This is a genomic window from Proteus sp. FZP2095 (assembly GCF_023701425.1).
In the GTDB taxonomy this organism is placed as follows: Bacteria; Pseudomonadota; Gammaproteobacteria; order Enterobacterales; family Enterobacteriaceae; genus Proteus; species Proteus cibarius.
Genome location: NZ_JAMQBJ010000006.1, coordinates 1 through 6,705, shown reverse-complemented (window position 1 = coordinate 6,705; position 6,705 = coordinate 1). Strand labels below are relative to the sequence as shown.

Below are 6,705 nucleotides of genomic sequence, written 5' to 3'. Positions count from 1 at the left end.
GCACCCACGCGCCTGGAGATCTGCGAAGCGCAATCACCTTCTCGGAAACCCTCGCGAAATTTCGCAGTCGCGACGCCAGAGACCGAGGGTTAGATCATGCCTAGCATTCACCTTCCGGCCGCCCGCTAGCGGACCCTGGTCAGGTTCCGCGAAGGTGGGCGCAGACATGCTGGGCTCGTCAGGATCAAACTGCACTATGAGGCGGCGGTTCATACCGCGCCAGGGGAGCGAATGGACAGCGAGGAGCCTCCGAACGTTCGGGTCGCCTGCTCGGGTGATATCGACGAGGTTGTGCGGCTGATGCACGACGCTGCGGCGTGGATGTCCGCCAAGGGAACGCCCGCCTGGGACGTCGCGCGGATCGACCGGACATTCGCGGAGACCTTCGTCCTGAGATCCGAGCTCCTAGTCGCGAGTTGCAGCGACGGCATCGTCGGCTGTTGCACCTTGTCGGCCGAGGATCCCGAGTTCTGGCCCGACGCCCTCAAGGGGGAGGCCGCATATCTGCACAAGCTCGCGGTGCGACGGACACATGCGGGCCGGGGTGTCAGCTCCGCGCTGATCGAGGCTTGCCGCCATGCCGCGCGAACGCAGGGGTGCGCCAAGCTGCGGCTCGACTGCCACCCGAACCTGCGTGGCCTATACGAGCGGCTCGGATTCACCCACGTCGACACTTTCAATCCCGGCTGGGATCCAACCTTCATCGCAGAACGCCTAGAACTCGAAATCTAACGTCCGTTCGGGCATCGAGGTCCATGTCGGGGTGGGACGGGCCCGTGGCTTCAAGATCACTTGCAGTCCGACCGCGATGTCTTGGTTGCGCGAGAGGTTGTCGATATCCTCCACTTCCATCATCAACCCTGGATAATGCCGCCGCCGTCATCGCCGCCGACGCCCGTGCCGGGCTTTTCGGGCCTGTCAGGCTTGCTCGGCCTTCAGCCTGCCTGGGCGAGATCTCCGGCGGACGGATTAACGGCGGAGCTTCGCCGCCTTTCGTGCGTGTGAAGGCCGAAGATAGTTCTCTCAAAAACATCCGTTTATGAGAGATACCAAAGCCGACAGTCTGCCGAAGGTTGAAGGTCTCTCAAAACTGCCTCTCGCTTCCGATCTCTCACCGATCTACGTTTCTAAGTGTTTTGAGAGGAGAACAGCATGTTGGTGGGGTACGCCAGGGTTTCGACACGTGATCAAACCCACGCTGTTGATTTGCACCCAAATTTGACCCGGGATTTGCATTGAATTTTGACCCACCCCTTGTTGTCAGAATTATGTCTCGATTTTCAGTTTGCGGGTCTGTTTTTCCTCCTGCTTATTCTGAGTTGAACTGTGTTTGAAGCGGTAACTTTCATTGCCGGTTTCCAGGATGTGGCAGTGGTGGGTTAGTCGGTCCAACAACGCTGTTGTCATCTTTTCATCGCCAAACACTCGGCTCCATTCCGAGAAGCTCAAGTTGGTGGTCAGTATCACGCTGGTTTTTTCGTACAGCTTTGAGAGCAGGTGAAACAGCAGTGCCCCACCGGTTTGGCTAAAAGGCAAATATCCCAGCTCATCCAGAATCACCAAATCGGCATACAACAGACGGTTTGCGATTTGTCCCTGACGCCCAGATGATTTCTCTTGCTCCAGTGCATTGACCAAATCCACGGTGGAGAAGAAACGCACCCGTCGGTTCAAGTGCATCACTGCTTGTGTACCAATGGCTGTGGCCAGGTGAGTCTTGCCTGTGCCTGGCCCACCAATCAGCACCACGTTCTGGGCTTGTTCCATGAAGTCGCACCGGTGCAATTGTTTGACCGTGGCCTCATTAACCAGGCTTTGACTGAAGTCAAAGCCCACCAAGTCCCGATACACGGGGAACTTGGCCACCCGCAATTGATAGTTCACCGAACGTACTTCACGCTCTGCCACTTCAGCTTTAATCAAGCTGTCCAGCATGGGCAAGGCTTGATTAAATGCTGGTGAATTCTGATTGCCCAACTCCTCAATGGCGTGTGCCATGCCAAAGAGTTTCAAGGATTTGAGGATTCTCACATGGCCTTCATGCTGCATCATGGGCTCTCCTTAAACTGTCATAGCGGTTCACGTTGGCCTGTGGTTCCAATGTCAGCCTTAACCCCTTGGGAATTGGAATCGGTTTGGGTGGAGGTTCTTCGGTCAAACGTCCCAACAGATTAAGCACATGCTCCTTCGATGGCTTGCCACACTCCAATGCCAATTCCACAGCACTGAGTACCGCACCTTCATCGTGGTGCAATACAAGGGCCAGAATTTCCACCATGTCACGGTCACCGCCGGGGCGTTGCAGCAAGATGGATTGAAGCTTCTTGAACGCGGGTGGCAATTCAGCAAATGGCGCACCATTGCGCAACGCCCCAGGTTTCTTCTGAAGCACAGACAAGTAATGGTGCCAGTCGTATTGTGTGTGGCCACGCCGAGCGTGGCCACTGCCAAACAATCTTGGATGCTCGGCAATGTGTTGGCCTTCGGCAGCCATCACCAGCTTGTCTGCATAAATCCGAAGGCTGATGGCCCTGTTGGCGTAACTGGCAGGAACGCTGTAGCGATTGCCCTCGTGGTGAACAAGGCAGGTTGAAGTGACTCGCTTGGTTTGCTCCACGAATGCATCAAAGGCATTGGGTAGCGCCATCAACTCGCCTTGTTCATCGGCAAAGGCCTCTTGCACGGTTTGGTCCAATTCGGGGTGGCGCAGCTCAGACCACAGCGCTTTGCAGCGATGCTCAAGCCACACATTCAAATCAGCAAGGCTTTGAAAGTCTGGTGCCCCTTGCCACAGGCGTTGGCGGGAATCCTGCACGTTCTTCTCAATCTGGCCTTTCTCCCAACCCGATGCTGGATTACAGAACTGCGCATCAAACAGGTAGTGGCTGACCATGGCAGTGAACCGCTGATTGACCCTGCGCTCTTTGCCACGCCCCACCGAATCCACAGCGGTCTTCATGTTGTCGTAGATGCCGCGCTTGGGAATGCCACCGAAGATTTGAAAGGCATGCCAGTGGGCATCAAACAGCATTTCATGTTTTTGCTGGTAGTAAGCCCGAAGCACAAAGGCCCGGCTGTGGGCCAACTTAAACTGGGCAATCTGAAGTTTGACCTGTTTGCCCGCTATGCGGGCAAAGTCCTCACTCCAATCGAATTGGAAGGCTTCGCCACAAGCAAAGCGCAAGGGGATGAAACAACCCTTGCCCGAGGTTTGCGCCTTGAACTGTTCGGAATCTTTCCACTGTCGGGCAAAGGCACACACTCGGTCATAAGACCCGGTAAAGCCCAAAGCGACCAAATCCCGGTACATGCTGCGCAGGTTTCTGCGCAGCTTCTTTGTCTTTTTGTGCTCGGTGGAGAGCCACTGCCTTAACTTGGGCTCAAAAGGACTTAACTTGCCAACGCTGTCTCGCGCTGGGTACTGCGGTTCAACCACCTTGCTTTGCAAATACTTGCGAACGGTGTTCCTGGACAGGCCGCTTCGTCGGGCTATTTCCCGAATCGACGCACCATCGCGAAAATGCCAGCGTCGAATTGCGCTCAATATCGCCACGTTTATCACTCCTTGATTTCTCCCGCCATATCCAGACGGGAAACAGTGTCATACGTGGGTCAAATTTCGACGCAAATCTTTACCCTAAGTTGGGGTGCGGACAAAATCTTGGACTACTTTAGGAGTAGTTCATGTATTCGTATGAAGATCGCCTTCGAGCCGTGAGGTTGTACCTGAAGCTTGGGCGCCGGATGAGCGCCACACTACGGCAGCTGGGATACCCCACCAAGAACTCGCTGAAGGCCTGGTTGGCAGAATTCGAACGGAATCAGGATCTTCGCCGAGGCTATCAACGGATAAAACGGCAGTACACCGATGAGCAAAAGCAACGGGCAGTAGATCACTATATCGAACAAGGCTACTGCCTGAGTCACACAATCCGAAGCCTGGGCTACCCAAGCCGCGAGGCCTTGCGTGCCTGGATCCGTGATTTACGCCCTGAATTCGCTAGGACGGTCGTCGGCAGCAGCGCTCCCACAGTCGCCCGCTCTCGCCTCGAGAAGCAGCAAGCCGTCATTGCACTGAACCTGCGCGTAGGTTCGGCAAAGGATGTGGCCGACACTGTCGGTGTATCGCGACCAACGTTGTATAACTGGCAGCATCGATTACTTGGCAAAGTGCCCCTAAAACCCATGACAAAGAAGAAAGGTGACACCTCGCTCGAGCAGCGGCATGAGGCACTACTCAGGGAACTGGCCGAACTGGAGAGCCAGAACCAGCGGCTTCGCATGGAGAATGCAATTCTGGAGAAGGCGAGTGAATTGATAAAAAAAGACATGGGCATCAACCCCCTCGAACTGACAAGCCGAGAAAAAACGAAGGTGGTTGATGCCCTCAGAGTCACGTTTCCATTAGCCAATCTGTTGTGCGGCCTGAAGCTGGCGCGCAGCACATACTTCTATCAACGCCTGCGGCAGACGCGGCCCGACAAGTACACGCAGGTGCGTGAGGTCATTCGGACTATCTTCGAGGACAACTACCGCTGCTATGGCTATCGACGCATTGATAGTGCCTTGCGCCTTGGTGGCATGCGTGTGTCCGAGAAGGTCGTGCGTCGCTTGATGGCGCAAGAGCGTCTGGTCGTGAGAACACCGCGCCGCCGGCGCTTCTCGGCGTATGCTGGCGACCCGACACCAGCGGTCCCGAATCTGCTGAATCGCGACTTTCACGCGTCGGCGCCGAATACGAAATGGTTGACCGATCTGACGGAAATACACATTCCGGCAGGGAAGGTCTACGTCTCGCCGATCGTCGATTGCTTCGATGGGCTGGTGGTGGCCTGGAATATCGGCACCAGCCCGGATGCGAACCTGGTCAATACCATGCTGGATCACGCGGTACGGACACTGCGACCCGGTGAGCATCCGGTTATCCATTCGGACAGGGGCTCGCATTATCGCTGGCCTGCGTGGATCCGCCGCACTGAAAATGCCCAATTAACGCGGTCGATGTCCAAAAAGGGCTGCTCGCCAGACAATGCTGCATGCGAGGGCTTTTTCGGACGATTGAAGACCGAACTAATCTACCCGAGGAATTGGCAGCACGTGACGCTGAAAGACCTCATGACGCGAATCGATGCCTATATCCACTGGTACAACGAGCGCCGCATCAAAGTGTCGCTTGGCGGGCGTAGTCCCATCGAGTATCGTCATGCGGTCGGATTGATGTCCGTATAAACCGTCCAAGAAATCGTCCGCACCCCCAGTGGGTCAATTTTAGATGCAACTCAACAGGCCATGCTGAGTGTGCGATGGTTGATCGCTTCCTCGCCGCTCTCCACGGCGACGATGGCCGCCGCCATCAGCAAGTGCGCCAGTTCCCCTATGGTGCCCTCGCTGCGTGTGAGCAGGTAGCGAGCCATGTCCAGCGTGGCAATTGGGGAAGGCCGGCGCAGCGGGAGCGAAGCGGCGAAGCTGGCCAGCAGTGAGCAGCAATCGTCGTTGGCCTCCCATACCGGCAGCATCATCGGCTCGAAGCGATTTTCCAACTGGTCATCGGAGCGGATGGCTAGGTAGGCGTCGCGCGTGCCTACCCCAACCAACGGGATGCGCAGTTCGTTGCCGAGGAAGCGCAGCAGGTTGAGGAATTCCCGGCGGTTGACGCTGTTGCCGGCCAGCACGTTGTGCAGCTCGTCGATCACCAGCATGCGCACGCCGACCTTGCGCAGCAGTGCCAGAGCCAGTTGCTCCATTTCCGGCAACCGTGGGCGTGGGCGCAGCGGCGCGCCCATCGCGGCGAGCAGCGCGACGTAGAAGCGGATCACGGACGGCTCGGACGGCATCTGCACGACCAACACCGGGATGTGCTCCTGGTCGGCGTCGGAGCTGGCCGGGTGGGTGCGGCGGAACTTCTCGACGATCATCGACTTGCCATTGTTGGTCGGGCCAACCAGCAGCAGGTTGGGCATGCGTTGCTTGTTTGGCCACGCATAAAGGGCTTCCAGCCGGTTCAGCGCCTCGACTGCGCGCGGATAGCCGATCCAGCGGTCGGCGCGAAGGCGCTGGATGCGCTCGTCCGCCGGAAGACGGGCCAAGCCCTGGGCCGCCGGCAGCAGGTGGGACAGGTCGATGATGGGATATTCGTCCACGGCTACCACTCCTCAATCTGGTCGAACGGTTTGGCGGGTGGCAAGTTGTCTGCCTGCGGGTCGGCAATATCCGTATCCGGCGGAACGGGCTTGTCCGGCCGAGCTGATGTCTTGAGGTGCTGGCGGCGATCCGCGTCACGCCGCGCCTTGCGTGTGGCCTTCTGCGCGCTGGTCACAATCTCACGCATCTGGCCGATCATGCGGAACAGCGCCGACTCATCCACCTGTTCGCGCCCTTGCTGCCGCAGTTTCGCCAGCGCCTGCCGTTGTTCCCAGAGGGTGACAGCCGGATGCGACAAGGTACGGTAGGGAATTTCCAGGTAATGCTGTCCCTCCGGTTCCAGGACCCAGATACGGCTGATGTCGCGCGGATCGCGCCGGATCAGAAAGGACGGCCAGCGTTCACGCCGCGCAATCCACGGCTTGAGCGCATCGGCGGGCACTGTTGCAAAGTTAGCGATGAGGCAGCCTTTTGTCTTATTCAAAGGCCTTACATTTCAAAAACTCTGCTTACCAGGCGCATTTCGCCCAGGGGATCACCATAATAAAATGCTGAGGCCTGGCC

General features: G+C 57.4%; 6 protein-coding genes and 2 pseudogenes. 3 read left to right on the top strand and 5 right to left on the bottom strand.

The features are described 5' to 3' along the window. Positions 1-104: pseudogene (locus NBG71_RS17150) on the top strand (sulfonamide-resistant dihydropteroate synthase Sul1); the annotation flags it as partial. 127 nt (positions 105-231) lie between these two features. Next, positions 232-732, top strand: coding sequence for a GNAT family N-acetyltransferase (locus NBG71_RS17145; protein ID WP_000376623.1), 501 nt, complete (start codon positions 232-234; stop codon positions 730-732). A gap of 534 nt (positions 733-1,266) precedes the next feature. On the opposite strand, the gene istB is transcribed toward NBG71_RS17145, so the two are convergent. Together istB and istA are read right to left on the bottom strand one after the other, a co-directional pair. Further along, entirely contained in the window at positions 1,267-2,052 is a 786-nt protein-coding gene (gene istB / locus NBG71_RS17140) for an IS21-like element IS1326 family helper ATPase IstB (protein WP_000983249.1), read from the bottom strand. Then, positions 2,039-3,562: an IS21-like element IS1326 family transposase gene (gene istA / locus NBG71_RS17135; protein ID WP_001324342.1), complete on the bottom strand. Its 1,524-nt coding sequence runs from the start codon at positions 3,560-3,562 to the stop codon at positions 2,039-2,041. Before istA ends, istB begins: the two co-directional genes overlap by 14 nt. Positions 3,563-3,684: 122 nt before the next feature. On the opposite strand from istA, the gene NBG71_RS17130 reads away from it, so the two are divergent. Further along, positions 3,685-5,229 carry an IS3 family transposase gene (locus NBG71_RS17130; protein WP_000287615.1) on the top strand — a complete coding sequence of 515 codons (1,545 nt, stop codon included), beginning with the start codon at positions 3,685-3,687 and terminating at the stop codon, positions 5,227-5,229. Positions 5,230-5,279: 50 nt separating this feature from the next. Here NBG71_RS17130 and NBG71_RS17125 read toward each other — a convergent pair whose 3' ends face one another. From NBG71_RS17125 to NBG71_RS17115, 3 genes and pseudogenes are all read right to left on the bottom strand, one after another. After that, positions 5,280-6,140 (bottom strand): TniB family NTP-binding protein, encoded by an 861-nt coding sequence (locus NBG71_RS17125; RefSeq protein ID WP_000344784.1) that lies wholly within the window; start codon positions 6,138-6,140, stop codon positions 5,280-5,282. Between the two features lie 2 nt (positions 6,141-6,142). Next, the gene (locus NBG71_RS17120; RefSeq protein ID WP_001044207.1) at positions 6,143-6,625 is read right to left on the bottom strand and encodes a Mu transposase C-terminal domain-containing protein; all 483 of its coding nucleotides are present in this window, start codon (positions 6,623-6,625) and stop codon (positions 6,143-6,145) included. A 5-nt stretch (positions 6,626-6,630) separates the two neighbouring features. Then, positions 6,631-6,705 (bottom strand): annotated as a pseudogene (locus NBG71_RS17115) (IS6 family transposase); the annotation flags it as partial.

Excerpts from the sequence above, each read along its gene's own strand:
- NBG71_RS17145 (WP_000376623.1), top strand. The coding sequence starts at position 232 with ATGGACAGCGAGGAGCCTCCGAACGTTCGGGTCGCCTGCTCGGGTGAT.
- istB (WP_000983249.1), bottom strand. The coding sequence starts at position 2,052 with ATGATGCAGCATGAAGGCCATGTGAGAATCCTCAAATCCTTGAAACTC.
- NBG71_RS17130 (WP_000287615.1), top strand. The coding sequence starts at position 3,685 with ATGTATTCGTATGAAGATCGCCTTCGAGCCGTGAGGTTGTACCTGAAG.